Source organism: Variovorax sp. J31P207, assembly GCF_030316965.1.
In the GTDB taxonomy this organism is placed as follows: Bacteria; Pseudomonadota; Gammaproteobacteria; order Burkholderiales; family Burkholderiaceae_C; genus Variovorax; species Variovorax ginsengisoli_B.
Map to the genome: position 1 here is coordinate 148,506 of NZ_JASZYN010000012.1, position 18,099 is coordinate 166,604.

General features: G+C 69.1%; 19 protein-coding genes. 11 read left to right on the forward strand and 8 right to left on the reverse strand.

Going from position 1 to position 18,099, the window contains the following annotated elements:
* Positions 1 to 4 precede the first annotated feature (4 nt).
* Complete coding sequence (locus QTI68_RS31140; RefSeq protein WP_286527091.1) at positions 5 to 1,075, forward strand: branched-chain amino acid ABC transporter permease; 1,071 nt, start codon at positions 5 to 7, stop codon at positions 1,073 to 1,075.
* Complete coding sequence (locus QTI68_RS31145) at positions 1,072 to 1,842, forward strand: crotonase/enoyl-CoA hydratase family protein (RefSeq protein ID WP_286527092.1); 771 nt, start codon at positions 1,072 to 1,074, stop codon at positions 1,840 to 1,842. Before QTI68_RS31140 ends, QTI68_RS31145 begins: the two co-directional genes overlap by 4 nt.
* 10 nt (positions 1,843 to 1,852) lie before the next feature.
* Here the strand turns inward: QTI68_RS31145 and QTI68_RS31150 are convergent, their stop codons facing one another.
* Entirely contained in the window at positions 1,853 to 2,551 is a 699-nt protein-coding gene (locus QTI68_RS31150; RefSeq protein WP_286527093.1) for a GntR family transcriptional regulator, read from the reverse strand.
* A gap of 179 nt (positions 2,552 to 2,730) precedes the next feature.
* On the opposite strand from QTI68_RS31150, the gene QTI68_RS31155 reads away from it, so the two are divergent.
* From QTI68_RS31155 to QTI68_RS31175, 5 genes are all read left to right on the forward strand, one after another.
* A complete protein-coding gene (locus QTI68_RS31155; protein ID WP_286527094.1) occupies positions 2,731 to 3,516 on the forward strand; it encodes an enoyl-CoA hydratase-related protein in 786 nt (261 codons plus the stop codon).
* 69 nt (positions 3,517 to 3,585) lie between these two features.
* Positions 3,586 to 4,665, forward strand: a complete 1,080-nt coding sequence (locus tag QTI68_RS31160; RefSeq protein WP_503011766.1) for a phosphotransferase — start codon at positions 3,586 to 3,588, stop codon at positions 4,663 to 4,665.
* 35 nt (positions 4,666 to 4,700) lie between these two features.
* Positions 4,701 to 5,903: an acyl-CoA dehydrogenase family protein gene (locus QTI68_RS31165; RefSeq protein ID WP_286527096.1), complete on the forward strand. Its 1,203-nt coding sequence runs from the start codon at positions 4,701 to 4,703 to the stop codon at positions 5,901 to 5,903.
* A gap of 68 nt (positions 5,904 to 5,971) precedes the next feature.
* Complete coding sequence (locus QTI68_RS31170) at positions 5,972 to 6,826, forward strand: helix-turn-helix transcriptional regulator (protein WP_286527098.1); 855 nt, start codon at positions 5,972 to 5,974, stop codon at positions 6,824 to 6,826.
* 17 nt (positions 6,827 to 6,843) lie between these two features.
* Complete coding sequence (locus tag QTI68_RS31175; protein ID WP_286527099.1) at positions 6,844 to 7,665, forward strand: SDR family oxidoreductase; 822 nt, start codon at positions 6,844 to 6,846, stop codon at positions 7,663 to 7,665.
* Here the strand turns inward: QTI68_RS31175 and QTI68_RS31180 are convergent.
* Positions 7,662 to 8,630, reverse strand: coding sequence for a LysR family transcriptional regulator (locus tag QTI68_RS31180; protein WP_286527100.1), 969 nt, complete (start codon positions 8,628 to 8,630; stop codon positions 7,662 to 7,664). The genes QTI68_RS31175 and QTI68_RS31180 overlap by 4 nt on opposite strands.
* Before the next feature lie 125 nt (positions 8,631 to 8,755).
* Here QTI68_RS31180 and QTI68_RS31185 point away from each other — a divergent pair, with 125 nt between their 5' ends.
* The gene (locus QTI68_RS31185) at positions 8,756 to 9,613 is read left to right on the forward strand and encodes an oxidoreductase (RefSeq protein WP_286527101.1); all 858 of its coding nucleotides are present in this window, start codon (positions 8,756 to 8,758) and stop codon (positions 9,611 to 9,613) included.
* Positions 9,614 to 9,777: 164 nt separating this feature from the next.
* Complete coding sequence (locus QTI68_RS31190; protein ID WP_286527102.1) at positions 9,778 to 10,104, forward strand: GYD domain-containing protein; 327 nt, start codon at positions 9,778 to 9,780, stop codon at positions 10,102 to 10,104.
* Positions 10,105 to 10,113: 9 nt separating this feature from the next.
* On the opposite strand, the gene QTI68_RS31195 is transcribed toward QTI68_RS31190, so the two are convergent.
* The 5 genes from QTI68_RS31195 to gltS are packed head-to-tail and all read right to left on the reverse strand — an operon-like array spanning position 10,114 to position 15,399.
* Complete coding sequence (locus QTI68_RS31195; RefSeq protein ID WP_286527103.1) at positions 10,114 to 10,722, reverse strand: DUF2894 domain-containing protein; 609 nt, start codon at positions 10,720 to 10,722, stop codon at positions 10,114 to 10,116.
* Complete coding sequence (locus QTI68_RS31200) at positions 10,715 to 11,338, reverse strand: OmpA family protein (RefSeq protein ID WP_478141177.1); 624 nt, start codon at positions 11,336 to 11,338, stop codon at positions 10,715 to 10,717. The genes QTI68_RS31195 and QTI68_RS31200 overlap by 8 nt, the downstream gene beginning before the upstream one ends.
* Positions 11,339 to 11,361: 23 nt before the next feature.
* A complete protein-coding gene (locus QTI68_RS31205; protein WP_286527105.1) occupies positions 11,362 to 13,452 on the reverse strand; it encodes a DUF802 domain-containing protein in 2,091 nt (696 codons plus the stop codon).
* Between the two features lie 16 nt (positions 13,453 to 13,468).
* Positions 13,469 to 14,134, reverse strand: coding sequence for a DUF3348 domain-containing protein (locus tag QTI68_RS31210; RefSeq protein ID WP_286527106.1), 666 nt, complete (start codon positions 14,132 to 14,134; stop codon positions 13,469 to 13,471).
* Positions 14,135 to 14,187: 53 nt separating this feature from the next.
* On the reverse strand, positions 14,188 to 15,399 hold the full coding sequence (gene gltS, locus QTI68_RS31215) for a sodium/glutamate symporter (RefSeq protein WP_286527157.1): 1,212 nt from the start codon (positions 15,397 to 15,399) through the stop codon (positions 14,188 to 14,190).
* 199 nt (positions 15,400 to 15,598) lie between these two features.
* Between gltS and QTI68_RS31220 the strand changes: the two genes are divergently transcribed.
* A complete protein-coding gene (locus QTI68_RS31220) occupies positions 15,599 to 16,021 on the forward strand; it encodes a tripartite tricarboxylate transporter TctB family protein (RefSeq protein WP_286527107.1) in 423 nt (140 codons plus the stop codon).
* Between the two features lie 2 nt (positions 16,022 to 16,023).
* Positions 16,024 to 17,529: a tripartite tricarboxylate transporter permease gene (locus tag QTI68_RS31225; protein WP_286527108.1), complete on the forward strand. Its 1,506-nt coding sequence runs from the start codon at positions 16,024 to 16,026 to the stop codon at positions 17,527 to 17,529.
* A 154-nt stretch (positions 17,530 to 17,683) separates the two neighbouring features.
* Here QTI68_RS31225 and QTI68_RS31230 read toward each other — a convergent pair whose 3' ends face one another.
* Positions 17,684 to 18,001, reverse strand: coding sequence for a hypothetical protein (locus tag QTI68_RS31230; RefSeq protein ID WP_286527109.1), 318 nt, complete (start codon positions 17,999 to 18,001; stop codon positions 17,684 to 17,686).
* Positions 18,002 to 18,099 lie beyond the last annotated feature (98 nt).

Here is an 18,099-nt window from a genome sequence, read left to right on the forward strand (position 1 = left end):
CGCGATGTTCAATTCGATTCTCTCGGGCGACCTGCCGCGCAGCCGATGGCTCACGGCGCTGCTGGTGCTGGTGGTGGCCTACCTCGCCACCGCGCCCTTCCTGTTCTCGGGCGCCCGCTCGCTCAACGTGGCGGCGACCATCTGCGTCTTCGTGGTGCTGGTGGCTTCGTTCGATCTGCTGCTGGGCTACTGCGGGGTGGTGTCCTTCGCGCACGCGATGTTCTACGGCATCGGCGCCTACGGCATCGCGATCGCGATGTACAAGCTCGGGCCGACCTGGACCGCGATGCTGGTCGGCGCCCTGTCGGGACTGGGCCTCTCGCTGGTGCTGTCGCTGCTGATCGCGCTGGTGTCGCTGCGCGTGAAGGCCATCTTCTACACCATGATGACGCTGGCGGTGGCGGCCGCCTTCGGCGCGCTGGTGACCCGCATGAGCGGCCTCACCGGCGGCGACGACGGCCGCACCTTCAAGCTGCCAGAATCGCTGTCGCCGGGCTTCCGCCTGTTCGAGAACGACATCCTCGGCACCACGGTCAACGGCAAGGTGCTGGCCTACTACCTGGTCTTCGCGAGTGCCGTGCTGCTGTTCCTGCTGATGCTGCGGGTGGTCAACTCGCGCTTCGGCCGCGTGCTGGAAGCCATCCGCGAGAACGAATTCCGTGCCGAGGCGATCGGCTACCGCACGCTCTACTACCGGGTCGCGATCAACTGCCTGTCGGCCGCGCTGGCCACCTGCGCGGGCATCCTGATGGCGCTGTGGTTGCGCTACGTCGGGCCGCAGACCACGGTCGGCTTCAATGTGATGCTCAACATCCTGCTGATGGCGGTGATCGGCGGCCTCGGCACGGTCTACGGCTCGGTGGTCGGGGTGGCGCTGTTCGTGGTCGCCGAGAACTACCTGCAGAGCCTGATGGGCGGCATGAGCGGTTCGCTCGGCGGGGTGCCGCTGCTCGCCGCGCTGTTCCATCCCGACCGCTGGCTGCTGTGGTTCGGCATGGTCTTCGTGCTGTCGGTCTATTTCTTTCCGAGCGGCATCGTCGGCAAGCTGCGGGCGTCCACCAGGGAGGCGGCGTGAATCCGCCGGTGGTGCTCGTCAGCGTGCAGGGGGCGGTCCAGGTCATCACGATCAACCGGCCGGCCGTGCGCAACTCGATCAACAAGGAGGTCGCGGTCGCGCTGGCGGCGGCGCTGATCGAACTCGATGCGCGGGCCGAACTGCATGTCGGCATCATCTCGGGCGCCGGAGGCAACTTCTGCGCGGGCATGGACCTGAAGGCCTTCGCGGCCGGCGGCGACGAGCCGATCGTCCAGGGCAGGGGCTTCGCCGGCCTGTGCGAAGCGCCGCCGCGCAAGCCGCTGATCGCGGCCGTGGAGGGCCATGCGGTGGCCGGCGGTTTCGAGATCGCGCTGGCCTGCGACCTGATCGTGGCGGCGCGCGGGGCGAGCTTCGGCCTGCCCGAGGTCAAGCGCGGCCTGGTTGCGTCGTCGGGTGGCCTGATGCGGTTGCCGCATCGCGTGTCGCGCAATCTCGCGATGGAGATGGCGATCCTCGGCGACCCGATCTCCGCCGAGCATGCGGCGGCTTGCGGCCTGGTCAACCGGCTGGTCGAGAACGGCGGCGCGCTCGATGCGGCGCTGGAACTCGCCCGCCGCATCGACGCCAATGCGCCGCTCGCGGTCGCGGCCAGCAAGCAGATCGTGGATGCCTCGCGCACCTGGACCGACGACGATATGTTCGAGCGCCAGCGGCCGCTGGCGCGGGCGGTCAACGGTTCGGCGGATGCGCGCGAAGGCGCGACGGCCTTTGCGCAGAAGCGCGCGGCGGTCTGGCAGGGGCGCTGACGGGCCGCCTTCAGAGCAGCGAGAAACTGCTCATCCGCGGCAGCGTGCGTTCGCCGCTCTTCTGCAGATGGCGCCGCATGCGGCTCTCCGCCTTGGCCTCGTCGCCTTCGAGGATGGCCTCGGTGATCGCGCGGTATTCGGCCACCATCGCCTTCAGGTCGGCCGTGGTCAGCGAGTGATAGAACTGGGCGCGGAACAGATGCGCCCGCGCCTGCGGCAGCACGCGGTTCAGCTCGCTGCTGTCGGCGATCTCGAACATCACCTTGTAGTAATTGGCCCGCTCGTCGAGCACGCGGTCCAGCGCCTCGGGCGTACGCGCGCTGACCAGCTTCTGCGCCGCCGCCTCGAAGCGCTTCGCATTGCCCTCGCGGTGGATGTTGGCGGCCGCCAGCCGCGCGGCCAGGCCCGACAGCACCTCCAGCACCCCGAGCAGGCTGGCCGCGTCCTCGCGCGTCAGCGAGCGGATCACGGCGCCGCGGTGCGGCGTGAGGTCGACCACACCACTCGACGCCAGGATGCGCAGCGCCTCGCGCACCGTGCTGCGGCTGACGCCGAGGTCGCGCGTGAGGTCGGCCTCAATCAGCCGCTGGCCCACCGTGAAGCGGCGCATCAGGATGCCCTTGCTGATGGCGTCGGCCACGCGGTCGGGCGTGCTGCGCGGGTGGCGCGTTTCCGGCGTTTTCGACGCAACGGTCTTGGTGGTGGTCATGCGGGTTCGCGCGCTCGGGAAGGGCCCGGAATTGTTGACGTTATTGTCAGGCAATTTTGCAGTCCCGAAACGCTCCGGCATCGGGTTCAACCCTTGAAAGCCCAAAGTCGCAGCTTGTTGGCACAAGACGATCGGCGGGACCTTGCCTACGCTCGGCCATCGTCGCAACAAGGTTCCGAATGTCCGACTCCGTACTGCTGGAGCGCGCAGGCGCCGTCGCGCTGCTCACGCTCAACCGTCCCGACAGGGCCAATGTGCTCGACCTCGAGACCGGCCATGCGCTGGTCGGCTGCATCGAGCGGCTGGCCGCCGACACCGGCGTGCGTGCGGTGCTGCTGCGGGCCCGCGGCCGGCAGTTCTGCGCCGGCGGCAACATCGCCGACTTCGTCGAATCGCGCGCCGACCTGGCCGGGCTGCTCGACCGCACGATCCCGCCGCTGCACCGGGCGATCCAGACGCTGGCCACCTTGCCGGTGCCGGTGGTCAGCGCGCTCAACGGGCCGATCGGCGGCGGCGGCATCGGCCTCGCGCTCTGTGCCGACATCGTGCTGGCGGCCGAGTCGATGAAGCTGCGCGGCGGCTATTCGGCCATCGGGCTGACGCCGGACGCCGGCTCGTCCTGGCTGCTGGCGCGCCGGGTCGGCGCGGCGCGCGCCAAGGAGATCTTCCTGACCAACGAGCCGCTGAGCGCGCGCGAATGCCTGGCGATCGGCGCGGTGTCGCGCGTCGTCGCGGACGACGCACTCCAGGCCCACGCCCTATCGCTGGTGGAGGCGCTGGCCGCGGGCGCCTCCGCCGCGCTGGGCCGCACCAAGGCACTGCTCGACGGCGTGGCCGGCCGTTCGCTCGAAGCCCAACTGGAATTCGAGCATCGCGGCATGGTCGCCTCGGGGGCGACCGCCGACGCGGTCGAGGGCGTCACGGCTTTCCTCGAGAAGCGGAAACCCATATTTATCGGGCGATAGTGTCGGACAAACCCTGATGTATTGTCAGACAATGTGGCCTACGATGGGCCGCATGCAAGGACTTGTCCCGTGAGTGCAGCGCTTCCCGAAACCGCCCCGCCGCCCCTGGACACGGGTCGCCTTTCCGAGTGGCTTCAGGGCCGGATTCCCGGCCTCCGCGGCCCTCTGTCCGCCCTCCGGTTCCAGGGCGGGCAGTCCAATCCGACCTATCAGCTGACCGACGCCGGCGGTGAGCGCTACGTGTTGCGCAAGCAGCCCGACGGCGCGCTGTTGCCCTCGGCGCATGCGGTCGACCGCGAGTACCGCGTGCTGCACGCCCTGGGCGGCACCGAGGTGCCGGTCGCGCAGGTGCATTGCTTCTGCGACGACCCGCAGGTCATCGGCACGCCGTTCTACGTGATGGCCTTCGTCGAGGGCCGCGTCCTGTGGGACCCGGCGCTGCCCGGCATGCAGGTGCCTGAACGCACGGCCGTCTACGAGGAGATGAACCGCGTCGTCGCCGCGCTGCACGGCGTCGACTTCCGCGCCGTCGGCCTGGCCGACTACGGCCGGCCCGGCGCCTTCTTCGAGCGCCAGATCGCGCGCTGGACCCGCCAGTACCAGGCAACGGTGGCCGGGCCCGACGGCGTCGCGCCGATCGCCGCGATGGAGCGCCTGATCGAATGGCTGCCGGCGAACGTTCCGGCCGGGGACGAGACCTGCCTCTTCCACGGCGACCTGCGCATCGACAACATGATCTTCCACCCGAGCGAGCCGCGCGTGCTGGCGCTGCTCGACTGGGAACTGTCCACGCTGGGCCATCCGCTGGCCGACTTCGCCTACCACGCGCTGCCCTGGCGCCTGGGGGCGCAGCAGTTCCGCGGCATGGCCGGCGCCGACTTCGCGGCACTCGGCATTCCCGGCGAGCGCGCCTACCTCGATGCCTATTGCCGCCGCGTCGGCCGGGCGCCGGTGGACCCGTCGCACTGGGAGTTCTACCTGGCCTATGCGATGTTCCGGCTCGCCGCCATCCTGCAGGGCATCCTGAAGCGCTCGCACGACGGCACGGCATCGAGTGCGCAGGCGCGCGAGACCGGCGCCCGCGCGAAGCCGATCGCGGAGGCCGCGTGGCGCCAGGTCGAAGCCCACTTCCCCAGGACCGCGCGCTAGTTGCGGCTCTCATCCATTCCAACCGAAAGTCACCCGTGTTCGAGTTCTCCCCCAAGGTCCAGGACCTCCAGCAACGCCTCGCCGCCTTCATGGACGAGCACATCTACCCGAACGAGAAGCGCTACTACCGCGAAGCCGAGGAACTCGGCCCGTGGAAGGTGGCGCCGGTGCTCGAAGAGCTCAAGCCCAAGGCGCGGGCGGCCGGCCTGTGGAACCTGTTCCTGCCCGAGTCCTCGCACGGCGCCGGCCTGACCAACTTCGAGTACGCGCCGCTGTGCGAGATCATGGGCCGCTCGCACCTCGCGCCCGAGGTCTTCAACTGCTCGGCGCCCGACACCGGCAACATGGAGGTGCTGGCCCGCTACGGCACGCCCGAGCAGCAGGCCCGCTGGCTGGTGCCGCTGCTGGCCGGCGAGATCCGTTCCTGCTTCGCGATGACCGAACCCGACGTGGCGTCCAGCGATGCGACCAACATCGCGTCGAGCATCGTGCGCGACGGCGACGACTACGTCATCAACGGCCGCAAGTGGTACACCACCAACGCCACCGACCCGCGCTGCAAGATCTGCATCTTCATGGGCAAGTCCGATCCCGACAATCCCGACCGCCACAAGCAGCAGTCGATGATCCTGGTGCCGCTCGACACGCCGGGCGTCACGGTGGTGCGGCCGATCGCGGTGTTCGGCTTCTACGGCGTGCCCGACCGGGCATCGGAAGTCACCTTCGAGAACGTGCGCGTGCCGGCCTCGAACATGCTGCTCGGCGAGGGCCGCGGCTTCGAGATCGCCCAGGGCCGGCTCGGCCCGGGGCGCATCCACCACTGCATGCGGCTGGTGGGCCTGGCCGAGAAGATGCTCGAGCTGATGTGTCAGCGCAGCCTCTCGCGCGTGGCTTTCGGCAAGACGGTGGCGCAGCAGGGCGTGACGGTCGAGCGCATCGCCGAGTCGCGCATCCTGATCGAGCAGGCCCGGCTGCTGACCTTGAACGCGGCGCATCGCATGGACACCGTGGGCAACAAGGTCGCCAAGGCCGAGATCGCGATGATCAAGGTGGCGGCGCCGAAGATGGCCTGCCAGGTGATCGACTGGACCATCCAGGCCTTCGGCGGCGGCGGCACCAACAACGACCACGGCATCGCCTCGGCCTATGCCACGGCGCGCCTGCTGCGGCTGGCCGACGGCCCGGACGAGGTGCACCGCAACCAGATCGGCCAGCTGGAGCTCAAGAAGTACCGCTAGGCAGGACACGAACCGCCGCCGCCCAGGGGGCATCCCGGAATCGACAGAACAGACGCAAGGAGACAACCGTGCACATCGAACTCGACCCTTCCGCATCTTCCATCGCCTTGCCCGCCCAGGCGCCGGTCCGGCACGAGCCGCTGATGTGGCTCAACGCCGATCGCGTGCTGTACGTCGGCTTGCTCGGCGCGCCCTCGGTGCGCACCTTCGGCGCCTATTCCATCTACCTGTCGCTCAGCAAGCCGCACCGCATCAGCGTGGCCGGCGGTGCCTGGCAGGAGGCCGAGGTGTCGGTGGTGCCGCCCAGCGTGCCGCACCGCATCGCGGCCGGCGAACGCATGATCTGCAACATCCTGATCGAGGCCGACAGCGTGGCGCCCGGCCGGCTGCCGGACTACCTCGCCCGGGGTTGCGGCGAGGTGCGCGACGAGGCAGTGCTGCGGGGCCTGCGCGCCGCGCTCGACCGCTTCCGCTGCAGCGGCACCCGGCAGTTTCCGCAGACCACCGACTTCGACCGCAGCTTCTTCGGCGAGCCCCTGGTGCCGCGGGCCATCGACCGCCGCATCCGTGCCAGCCTGGCGCGCATCAAGGACGATCCCAACAGCCACACCTCGGCCCAGGATTGCGCCGACGCGTCACACCTGTCGGTGTCGCGCTTCCTGCATCTGTTCAAGGCCGAGGTGGGCACGCCGTTCCGCAGCTTCCGCACCTGGCAGCGAGCCCGCAGCGTGCTCTATTACGTGACGCAGAACGCCAACCTCGCGAACATCGCGCTCGACGTCGGCTACCCCGACTCGACCCACTTCAGCCATTCGATCCGGCAGGTCTATGGCCTGACGCCGAAGTCGATCTTCGCCGGCAGCCGCAGGCTCGAGCTCTACGGCCGGGCGGCCGCGGGCTCGCCGCGCTATCAGTTCGCCTGATTCTTTCTCGAGGACCCATGCAAGTAGATTTCGATTTCACAGGCAAGCACGTGGTGGTGTTCGGCGGCACCACGGGCATCAACTTCGGCATTGCGCAGGCCTTCGCGCGGCAGGGTGCGAAGCTCACGGTGGCCAGCCGCAAGCTTGAGAACGTCGAGGCGGCCGTGGCCGAACTGCACCGCCACGGCGGCGAGGTGCATGGCGTCTGCGCCGATGTGCGCGACTTCGACGCGGTGGGCCGCGCCCTGCAGGCATCGGTCGAGCGCTTCGGCGCCATCGACGTGCTGGTGTCGGGCGCCGCCGGCAACTTTCTCTGCGAGGCCGCGGACATGTCCTCCAACGGCTTCAAGGTGGTGGTCGACATCGACCTGGTCGGCAGTTTCCACGTGCTGCGCCACGCCCATGCGCACCTGCGCAAGCCGGGCGCTTCGGTGATCAGCATCACGGCGCCGCAGTCCTTCGTTCCGATGCGCTACCAGGCCCATGCCTGCGCAGCCAAGGCCGGCGTCGACCAGCTCACGCGGGTGCTGGCGCTCGAATGGGGCGGCGAGGGCGTGCGCATCAACTCGATCTCGCCCGGGCCGATCGACGGCACCGAAGGCTTCCGCAAGCTGATGGCGCCTTCGGCCGCCGAACGCGCATCCGCGCAGGACGCGGTGCCGCTGAAGCGCTTCGGCAGCCTGGACGACATCGCCAACCTGGCGCTGTTCCTGGCCTCGCCCTATGCGGGCTACATCTCGGGCGCGCTGATCCCCTGCGACGGCGGCGGCGCGTTCGAGAGCGTCAAGCCGGCGCTGGAAGCGGCCGGGCAGGCCATGGCGGCGGCAGGCGCCAGCTAGCGCCGCGCGGGGCGCCGCCCGCGCAGCGGCTTCGCCCGCAGCTCCTCCGGGCGCAGGAAGTAGCGGTCGTTGCCGGTCAGCCGCTCGGCTGCGAGGTCGATGAAGGCCCGCACGCGCGCCGGCTGGGCGACCCGGCTGCCGTAGTACACGTAGAGCCCGAGGTGATCGGCGACGTGCTCGGTCAGCAGCGGCACCAGCTGGCCCGAGCGCACCAGCGGCGCGGCGGTGGCGCCCACCAGCTGGCCGACGGCCTGCCCGGCCACCACGGCCAGCGCCTCGAGGTCGACATCGTTGGTGCACAGCGCCGGTGCGAAGGCACGCGAGACGATCTCCTGGCCGCGCTTGAATTCCCAGGGCATCACCTTGCCCGAGGTCGGGTGCCGGAAGCAGCTGCAGCGGTGGTTCGACAGGTCGTCGATGCTCGACGGCACGCCGAAGCGCGCCAGGTAGGCCGGCGCCGCGCACACCACCAGCTGGACCGGCATCAGCCGGCGTGCAATCAGCCCTTCCTCGGGCGCCGCGCCGACGCGGAAGCCGACGTCGACCCGATCCTCGACCCAGTTGCCGATGCGGTCGTCGAGTTGCACGTCGGGCTCGACCTGCGGATGCAGGCGGCAGAATTCTTCGAGCACCGGCCACAGCACCTGCAGCATCGTGGCCCGCGGCGCGACGATGCGCAGCGGGCCGGCGATCTCCTCGCGCCCGCGGCGCGCGCCCTGCAGTGCGCGCTGCAGCGTGGCCAGGCCCGGCTGCGCGGCCTCGAGGAACTGGCTGCCTTCCTCGGTGAGGCTCAGGCGCCGGGTGGTCCGGTGGAACAGCCGCACGCCCAGGTGCGCTTCGAGCTGACCCAGCGCCTGGCTCGCGGCCTGCGGGGTGATCGCCTGGGCGGCGGCGGCCTGGCGCAGGCTGCCGAGCTCGGCCGCCTGGATGAAGGTGGAGATCGCGCGCAACTGGTTGAAGGCCATGCGCGGATTATCACGAATAACTTGTGAATGAATAAGGCGATTGTTGGCTAGTGCAATGCCGGTGCAAAACCTACATTGCATCCACCGCAAGGCATTCATCCACTTCCATTCAAAGGAGCAGCACCATGACTCAACCCCACGACTTCAAGCGCGTCTGGTTCATCACGGGCGCATCGCGCGGCATCGGCGCGCGCATCGCCGAGGCGGCCCTGGCCCAGGGCGACGCGGTCGTCGCCACCGCCCGCGATCCGGCCTCGCTGGCGCAGCGCCTCGGCGACACGCCGGCGCTCCTGGCCGTGGCGCTCGACGTCACCAGCGAAGCCCAGGCCGCCGCCGCGGTCGAGGCGGCGCTCCAGCGCTTCGGACGCATCGACGTTCTCGTCAACAACGCCGGCTTCGGTCTGCTCGGCGCCATCGAGGAGGCCACGGGCGACGAAGTGCGCAGGCTCTACGAGACCAACGTCTTCGGCCTGCTCAACGTCACGCGCGCGGTGCTGCCATCGATGCGGGAACGGCGCCGGGGCCATGTGATCAACGTCTCGTCGCTGGGCGGCTACCAGTCGGGTGCCGGCTTCGGCGTCTACTGCTCGACCAAGTTCGCCGTCGAGGGCCTCACCGAGGGCCTGCATGCCGAACTCGCGCCGCTCGGCATCCATGCGACGGTGGTCGAGCCCGGCTATTTCCGCACCGACTTCCTGGACGGCGCATCGCTCGGCATCTCGCCGCGCGTGATCGAGGACTACGCCCCCACTGCGGGCCGCGTGCGCGAAGCCGCGAAGCAGATCAGCCACAACCAGCCCGGCGATCCGCGACGCCTGGCGCAGGCCGTGATGGCGCTGGTCGAAGCGCCGCGGCCGCCGCTGCGGCTGCCGCTGGGCACCGACACGCTGGCGGTGATCCGCAACAAGCACGTCTTCGTCGAGCAGGAGACGGCGGCCTGGCAGGCGCTGGCCGCGTCGACCGATTTCCCGCCGGGCGAATGAAGCCCTGTCGATGCGGCCGCCGCGGATTGTCGAGACAACCGGGAGAAGTTGCATTTCCCGCCTGACGGAGTAGAAGAGCTCTCCGGACCGGACGGGGCGCTGGTTCGCCCGGCCGTTCCGACCGGTTTCGCTTCCGCCTCGATTTCAAGGAAATGGAGACGCGTATGCCGACCTACATGACGTGCTTCAGCTACAACACCGAAGGCTGGCAGAAGCTGGCGAAGAACCCCGAGGACCGCAGCGTGCCGGTCAAGGCGCTGATGGAAAAGCTGGGCGGAAAACTGGTCTGCATGTACTACATGGCGGGCGACTACGACGGCTTCATCGTCTACGAGGCGCCCGACGCCAAGGTGGCGGCCACCGCCATCGTCGCGGTCGAGCTCGCGGGCCATATCCGCACCCTCAAGACCTCGCAGCTCTTCACCGTGGCCGAGACGATGGAGGTGCTGGGCAGCGCCGGCAAGCTGGCCTATCCCGCGCCCAAGGGCTGAGCCCGGCGGTCAAGCCGCCGTCTTGCCCCGGGCGGCCTTCCTGGGGCTCTCCGGCACCGCCGTGGCAGCGCCGGCGCCCGCCTGGTCGAGCCACAGCAGGGTGTCGACATACGCCATGAACCGGTTGAGGTACTCGGGCGACAGGTCGCGCATCAGGGTCAGCGATCGATGCACGAGGTGGTGCGAGTTGAGGGGGCCGGCGTTTTCCGGCATCTTGGCCAGTGACTGCGTCAGCCGCCGCTCGGCGCTGAGCTTCGCCCAGGTGCTGCGGAAGTAGCCGAGCGTCTTCAGCTCGCCGGCCGCCGGGCCGTCGCCCGTGGACGTTGTCTGCCGGGCCACCTGCTCGACCAGCAGCGCGAGCGGGCCACGACCTGCCGGCAGCTTCCCGGTCGGCAGCGCCGCGTCGCCGTTGGCACCCTGGGCGGCTGCCAGCGCCGCGCCATAGTCCGCTACCAGCCTGGCGACACGGTCGTCGAGGAGGCGGCGCGCCTCGCCGTCGTGGGCGGCCGAGCGTCCGGCCAGCGCCTCGATGAAATGGAAGTGCACGGGATCGAAGCGGTGGTCGCCGCTTTCGCGCCAGGCGGCGATCCGGGCGCCGGCTTCGCTGTCGCTAGCCACGGGGTCGGGCCTGCGCGTTGGACGGCCTCGGCGTGGGCGACATCTCGACGCGGCGGTTCTTCGATCGGCCATCGGCATCGGCGTTCGACGCCACTGCCTGCTCGGAGCCGAAGGCCGCGGCGAACACCGACGAAGAGGGCAGGCCTTCTTCGATCAGCGCCCGCGTCACCGTCAGGGAGCGCTGGGCCGACAGCTCCCAGTTGTCGGCGAAGCGGCGCGCACCGTCGCGCATCTGGCGGTCGTCGGTGAAGCCGCTCACCATCAGGATCTCGTCGCGGGCCCGCAGGTAGGCGGCCAGCGGGGCGGTCAGGCTGCGCAGCAGCTGCCGGCCCTCGGGCTGCAGCTCGGCCGAGTTGAAGGCGAACAGCACGCTGCCGCTGATGCCGATGCGCCCGTTGTTCAGGGTCACGCGGCCGGCGGCCAGGGGACCGGCCAGGGCCTGTTCGAGCGTCTGCAGCCGTTGCGCGGCTTCCTGCCGCTGCTTGACCTCGGCTTCGAGCTGGCTCGCGAGATCGATCTGCATGCCGAGCACGCAGACCAGGATCAGCACGAAGGCGCCCAGCAGCCCCGACATCAGGTCGCCGAACACGGCCCACACCGGCACCGTCGGCTCCATGCCGCCGTCGAGCTCTTCGGTCGTCACGCTTCGCTGCCTTCGGTGGCGCGCTGGCTGGCGATGCGCTGCAGGTCTTCGACGATCTGCTTCTGCGACATGATGCTCAGGTCGATGACCTCACGCGCCTGTGCCACGTAGTACTCCAGCTGCTCGTCGCTGCGTGCGATCGACTTGCTGAGCGCGCCTTCGACGCGCTGCAGGTGGGCCGCCAGCTTGTCGTTCGACTGGCTGAACAGCTGCACGCCGGCGCCGAAGGCCTCGCCCAGGCTCGCGACCTCGACCGCACTGCCGGTGACCTGGGCGGCGATGCCGGCCATCTTGCCGGCTTCGGCGTCGACCGTTTCGGTGAAGCGCGTGCCGACGCGCTCCAGCAGGTCGGCCGAGGTGGCGACCAGGGCGTCGATCGCGCCGCGCTGTTCGGTGGACGCATGGTTCACGGCGCCCAGCAGCGTGTCGAGCGTCGCCAGGATGCGGCTGCGTTCGTCGAGCATCGCGTTGTCGCGCGCCATGCTGTCGGACAGCTTCTGGCGCAGCTCGGCGATCACTTCGGCGGCGGCGCGAGGGGCTTCGGCGGCGGTCTGCATGAGCCCGGCGATCTCGGCGATCGTGCCCTTCGCGTGTGCTTCGGTCTGCGCCGAGATCTCGCGCGCGGTCTCGGCCAGGGTCCGGCAGATCGCCTGCTGCTGCTGCTCGCTGCGGGCGCCGGCCTGCTGCCATTCCTGCTGCAGCGCGGCGGCCATGGCCTCCAGCGCCTGGGTCCAGGCCGACAGCCGCTGCTGGTCGCGCGAGGCGATCTCGGCCTGCAGCCCCGCATGCGCCTGGGCGACCGTGCCCAGCAGCGAAGCGGCGTGATGCTCGAAGGTGGCGGCCGCCGCTGCGAGCGCGCCCTGCGTGTCGTCCGACAGCTTTTCGCTCACGCGCTGCTGTTGCGCCAGGGCGCCGCTCCAGCCCTCCGATAACTGGCCGACCGTGCTTTCCAGCCGGCCGGCGACGCCGTCGACGAGCGCGGCCGATCGTTGTTCGAAGGTCTGGGCGAACCGGTCGAGCGCAGCGCGTAGGTCATCGGACTGCGCCTCGCTGGCGCGCTGCTGTCCGGCGAGCGCGCCCTGCCAGAGTTCGGCCACGGTGGCGGTGCTGGCCTCGAAGCGGCTCGACAGCCCGTCGAGCTGCCGCTGCACGCCGTGCTCGACCGTCTGGTGCAGCGCGGCCGCCTCGCGGGCGATCCCGGCCATGGTGGCCTCGACCACCGGCTGGATCGTGGCGCTGGCGGCGCGGGCGCTTTCGATCAGGCTCTGCTCCAGCGAGCGGCCGACCGTGGCGGCGAGGCCGGCATAGGCGGTCTCGGCCTTGCCGTGGAATGTGTCCTGGCCGGCGGCCAGCCGTTCGTGCAGGGCCTGGCTCTGGCGCTCCATCGTCGCCATCATGGCCTGCAGCCGGTCGACCAGCTGGGGCATCGCCTCGCTCTGGCGCTGCAGCAGCTGGAAGGATTGCTCGCGCTGATGAGCCTGCGAGAAGACCCGCAGGCTGGTCGCGATCCGTGTGTCGAGCCGCTGGCCGGCCTGCAGCCGGTCGCGGCGACACAAGGCCGACAGGAGGCCCAGCATCGCCGACGCCGCCACACCCGCGAGCGAGGTGCCGAACGCCAGTCCCAGGCCCTTCACCGGGGCCGCCAGCGAAGAGCGGATCGCCTGCAGGTCCGATGCGCTTTCCAGCGCCGTGCCGGTGCCGCTCAAGGTCACCACCATGCCGAGGAAGGTGCCGAGCATGCCGAGCAGCACCAGCAGGCCCGTGAGGTAGGGCGTCAGGGCCGGGCCGGGCAGGGCGACGCGTTCGCCTTCGACCCGCAGGCGCACCGCGTTCTGCAGCGAAGGGTGGAGCGTGTCCAGCCACGGCCCCAGGCTCGCCGGCGGCGCCGACAGGCCCGCCACGGCGCTCGCCAGGGTGGCGGTGGCCTGGTGGTAGCGGCGCAGTTCCAGCGCGCCCATCAGATAGAAGGCGCCGATCAGCAGCGTGATCGCCAGCGCCAGCGGGTTCGAGCCGATGTAGCCGGCACCCACCCAGCACACGGCGGCGAGGCCGACGAAGAAGGCGGCGTAGTGAAGAAATCTGGTCATGAAGGCCTGTCAGCGGTCAGCTCTTGCGAAGGGCGTCGAGCAGCCCTTCGATCGGTTGCAATCGAATATCCAGTTCGGCCAGCAGCACGCCCTGCATGTCGCGGCAGAAAACATCCAGCCAGGCGCCGGGTGCGGCGCCGCCGTCGCTCGCGTCGGCCGGCCGCTCGGCCGCCTGGCGCAGGCGCTCGAAGTGCTTTTCGAGCAGCCCGGGCACGGTCGCGAGCAGGCGGTGCTCCTGCGACCCGAGCACCTGCTCCATGACCACGTCCACCGCGGCCAGCCGGGCCATCTCGGGCGACGCGGCCGCGAGCTTCGCGCGCAACCGGCCGCGCAGGGGACCGATGGCGGTCTCCATGGCCTGTTGCCGGGCGAGGTAGCGTCGACGGTGCGATGCGAAGTCGGACGCAAAGGCGCCGCGTTCGGCGATGGCTTTCGCCAATGCCGCCCGCACGCCATCGACTTCGCGTCGTTCGGCGTCGGCCGGGCCGCGCGCGCGCCTGGGCGCCGCCGCCGGACTGCCATCCAGCGCCGCCGAGAGCGAAATGGCGTCGGTCCAGCCGCACCACTGACTCAAGCGGTCCGCGAAGCCCTGGCGGGATTCGGGAACGGTGATGTCGGTCAGTCGAGCGAGCAAGCGAACCAGCGCCGAGTCGGTGAAACCTGTGCGCCTTGACACTTGCACCTACTGGAAAAACCGTCGATTTTACATCGGTGCCCGCAAAGCGGATCCCCACATCAGCCCGCCATGAGCCCGATGACGACGGCGTTGACCAGGTCGATGAAGAAGCCGCAGACCAGCGGCACCACGATGAAGGCGCGCGGCGCGGCACCGTGTTCGCGCGTGACGGCGCTCATGTTGGCGATGGCCGTGGCGGTCGAGCCGAGCGCGATGCCGCCGAAGCCGGCCGAGACCACCGCCGCCTCGTAGTCGCGGCCCATGCAGATATAGACCACGAACACGGCGAAGGCGATCGCCATCAGGATCTGCAGCGACACGGCCGTCAGCACGAAGACCGCCACGCCATGCATCTGCCACAGCTGCAGCCCCATCAGGGCCATGGTCAGGAAGACGCCGAGGCAGATGTCCGAGAGCAGTGCCACGCCGGCCTGCATGCGCTCCCAATGCCACAGCTGGCCCTTCTGCTTGGTGAACAGCGCGCTGACGTTGCGCAGCACGATGCCGGCGATCAGGGCGCCGACGAATCCCGGCAGGCGCAGGCGGGTCAGCGCGATGGCGTCGCTGACGACCCGGCCCAGGATCAGCGCCAGGTTGAGCCAGAGCAGCGCCAGCAGCACGCTGTTGTAGTCCAGGCGGCTGCGGTTCTCGTCCTCGTAGTGGGCGCCGGCCGGGAGCGCCGCTTCGGCCGACGACTTGAGCCGGTGCCGGCGCATCAGGTAGGCGGCGATCGGGCCGCCGATCGCGCAGGCCGAGATCAGGCCCGCCATGTTGCTGGCCAGGCCGATGGCCTCGGCGTTGGCGATGCCCAGCTGCACGAAATGCGGCGCCCAGGCCAGCGTCGTGCCGACCCCGCCGGTGAGCGAGACCGAGCCGGTCAGCAGCCCGGCGCGGCGGTCGAGACCGAAGCCGCTGGCCACCGCCATGCCGGCCAGGTTCTGCAGCACCATGAAGCCGGTGGCCAGCGCGACTAGGATCACCAGCGGCCGGCCGCCCTGACGCAGCGTCCGGACGTCGGAGCCGAGCCCGATGGCGGCGAAGAAATAGAGCAGCAGCACGTCGCGCACACCGAGCTGGAAGTCCACCTTGAGCCCGAACACCAGGTAGAGCGTGCTGACCACCACGATGCTGACCAGCCCGCCGATGACCGGCTCGGGAATGCTGTAGCGGCGCAGCAGCTCGAAGCGGCGGGTACAGGCCTTGCCGACGAACAACAGCAGGATCGCCAGCGTGAAACTGACGTAGGCGTCGAGGTGCAGGTCGTGTTGCATCAAGGCGGTGGTTCCGGTGGAGGGGAGGGGGCGCCGGCCAGAGCATAACGGTCCGGTTACGTAATTCCCCTCACCCGGGCGTCAGATTCCGATCAGCGAGCAGGAAACAACATCGGGTTGTCCCAGCAACCCTGCATGGGGCGGAAGGCGGTCCGGCAGCGGGCCGCTTTCACGACCGGAAACAAACCATCTTGCGCGTATGAATAGAAATCTAGTCCGAGGCCTGTTCCTCGTGGCGATCTCGCTGGCCTTCGGCCTGCAGGCGCTGCGATATCCCATTGGTGACTTCAGCCGCGCGGGGCCGGGATTGTTTCCCGCCATGGTGAGCGGCATCCTGCTCGTGATCGGCGCCGCGACCGTGGTCCGCTCGTTCTTCGTCGAGCGCGTGCGGCTCAGCATCAACTTCCGGAACATCGCGATCATCCTGGGCAGCCTCTGCGGCCTGGCGCTGATCTCGACCTACGTGAACATGATCGCCGGGATCGTCTTCATGGTGTTCTTCTCCGCCTTGGCCAGCAGTTCCGGTTATTCGTGGGTGCGCAACGTCAAGGTGTCCCTCGGGCTGGTCGCGATGGCCCTGGCTCTTCAGAAACTTCTCGGCCTGAACCTGCCGCTCTACTGACCATGGATGCCTTGAACAACCTGGCGTTTGGGTTTTCCCACGCCCTGACCCTCTCGAACCTGATGTACTGCGCCATCGGCTGCACGGTGGGCACGCTGGTCGGCCTGCTGCCCGGCCTGGGGCCGCTGGCCACCATCAGCCTGCTGCTGCCGCTGACCTATTCGATCCCGACCACCGGTGCGCTCATCATGCTGGCCGGCATCTACTACGGCGCGCAGTACGGCGACAGTGTGAGCGCGATCACGATGAAGATCCCGCACGCCAGCAGTATCGTGGCCTGTATCGACGGCTATGCGATGACGCTCAAGGGCCAGACCGGCCTGGCGCTGTTCACGGCGGGCTTCTCCAGCTTCATCGGCGGCACGGTCGCCATCCTGGTGCTGACCTTCCTGGCGCCCATGCTGGGCGAGGTGGCCTTCCTGTTCGGGCCCGCCGACTACGTCGCCATGATGCTGGTCGGCTTCGTGTGCGTGAGCTTCGTCACCACCGGCAGCCTGCTCAACGGGCTGGCCATGTGCATGATCGGCGTGCTGCTCGGCACCATCGGCACCGACGTCAACAGCGGCGCGCAGCGCTTCACGATGGACATGCCCTTCCTGGTCGACGGCGTCGGCATCGTCAGCATCGCGCTGGGCTGCTTCGGCATCGCCGAAATCACCAAGAACCTCGATTCGCGTGAAGAGCGTTCGCCCTTCAACGGCAAGATCAACCTGATCCCGACCTGGTCGGAGTTCAAGCGGATCATCCCGAGCGCCCTGCGTGGCAGCGTGGTCGGCTCCTTCCTCGGCATCCTGCCGGGCGGCGGGCCGACCATCGCGCAGTTCGCGGCCTACGCGATCGACAAGAAGGTCAGCAAGTACAAGAACGAGATCGGCACCGGCTGCATCGAGGGTGTGGCCGGCCAGGCCGCGGCCGACGAAGCGGCAGCGCGCACCAGCTTCATCCCGCTGATGAGCATCGGCATCCCCGAGAACGCCGTCATGGCGCTGATGCTGGCGGCCTTCATCATCAAGGGCATCCAGCCGGGCCCGAACATGATCGCCAGCCACCCCGAACTGTTCTGGGGCCTGGTGGCCAGCATGTGGATCGGCAACGTCTTCCTGCTGGTGCTGAACGTGCCGCTGGTGCGCTACTGGCTGTCGGTGTTCAAGATTCCGTACGCCGTGCTGTTCCCGTCGATCCTGTTCTTCTGCTGCATCGGCACCTACAGCGTCAACAACAACCTCGAGGACATCTACATCACGGCGGCCTTCGGCTTCCTGGGCTACATGTTCATGCGGCTGGAGCTCGATGCGGCGCCCTTGATGCTCGGCTTCATCCTCGGGCCGATGCTGGAAGAGAACTTCCGCCGCGCGCTGCTGATCAGCCGGGGCAGCTTCGGCACCTTCGTCACGCGGCCGATCAGCGGCACCCTGCTGAGCCTGATCGCGGTGTTCATCGTCTGGCAGCTGCTGGCCTTCGGCCTCAAGGTCTGGAGGCGCAACGCGCCGCAGGCGCAGGCGGCCTGAGCCAGCTGCACGGCGGCCCGGTGCGCTGCCTTTTTGGCAGGCACCGTGTCGCAGGCCGCGCCAGTCAACGATTCCGCTCGCAATCCGGGCGGTTTTCCCCAAGGTTGTCCCCCGTCGACAGGGAGAACTTCGGGGCTTTGGCGTTTCTGGCGCTTTAGTCCAAAGAGATGTTGCGGTACTCGGCCAGCATCGTGCGGCGGAACTCGGTCACCGGGATGACGCGCTCGCCCAGATCCGGAAAAAGGGCGCGGACATAGGATTTCTCGCGAATCCAGCAGCCATTCGAAGTGCCGCCATCCCTGAAGGTCAGGTAGCACACGCGCCGAGGGGCCGGACAGCCCTGCTCGGCGTCGGTCAGCTGCAGCATCTGGAACGGGTTGCTTTCGGTCACGAACAGCACGTCTGGTTGCACGTCGCAGCCAAGAAGAGGGGTGCAGAGGGTGACGACTGCCATGATGGACAACGTCTTCATGCCTGCCTTCCTGGACGCTTTCGGGAGCTTCAATTGAGCTCTTTAGTATTACCTGCGTCAACTCCCAAAGAGGGGGTGACGGGCCCATCGTCGAGGCG